The following is a 725-nucleotide window of genomic DNA, read 5'->3' as shown; positions in this document are numbered from 1 at the left end:
TAAGCAGTGGGCTGCCGACATCGGACCGGGCACCTTGTGCTGGGTTAGCGAACGGCTGGCAGAGAAAGCCCATGCCGAGCAGGCATACCGACTCTGCCTGGGACTGCTGAGTCTTAGCCGGGAGTATCCGCCATCACGAGTCGAAGGCTGTTGCCAGCTGGCCAACCGGGAAAGTCTGGTGCGGCTCAAGCAGCTCAAGTCGGTGCTGACCAGTGGCCGCGACCAACTGCCCGCAAGTCCGCTCAGTTATCCAGAACTGCCGCAAGAGCACGAGAACATCCGCGGCCCCCAGAGCTTCCACTAGAGAGGATACGTCCCATGACCCAACAAACGCTGACCCGCTTGAGACACCTGAAACTGACTGGCATGGCGGATGCCGTGCAACAACAACTGGAACAGGCAAGTACCTACGAAGGGCTGCCCTTCATCGAGCGGCTAAGCCTGCTGGTCGAACACGAACAACTGAGCCGGGAGCAGCGTAAACAAGCTCGGCTGGTCAAGCAGGCGAGGCTCAAACTCCAGGCCACGGTGCAGGAGCTGGACTACCAGTCAGCACGCAACCTGGAGCGGTCACAGGTAGCAAACCTGGCCCAAGGAGAGTGGCTGCGCCGGGGCCAGAACCTGCTCATTACCGGCCCCTGTGGCTGCGGAAAAACCTACCTAGCCTGTGCGCTGGGCTACCAAGCCTGTCAGCAGGGGCACAGCACTCGTTACTACCGGCTGCC

The 725-nt window shown here is 61.2% G+C and carries 2 pseudogenes; both read left to right on the top strand.

The features are described 5' to 3' along the window. A pseudogene (locus tag J9889_RS22005) lies at window positions 1-304 on the top strand (IS21 family transposase); the annotation flags it as partial. Window positions 305-318: 14 nt separating this feature from the next. Next, a pseudogene (istB, locus tag J9889_RS22000) lies at window positions 319-725 on the top strand (IS21-like element ISAs29 family helper ATPase IstB); the annotation flags it as partial.

Origin of the sequence: Aeromonas sp. PrichA-15, from assembly GCF_017939245.1 — a bacterium.
In the GTDB taxonomy this organism is placed as follows: domain Bacteria; phylum Pseudomonadota; class Gammaproteobacteria; order Enterobacterales; family Aeromonadaceae; genus Aeromonas; species Aeromonas caviae.
Note: the sequence above shows the minus strand (reverse complement) of the source record. Positions and strands in the feature narration are given on the sequence as shown.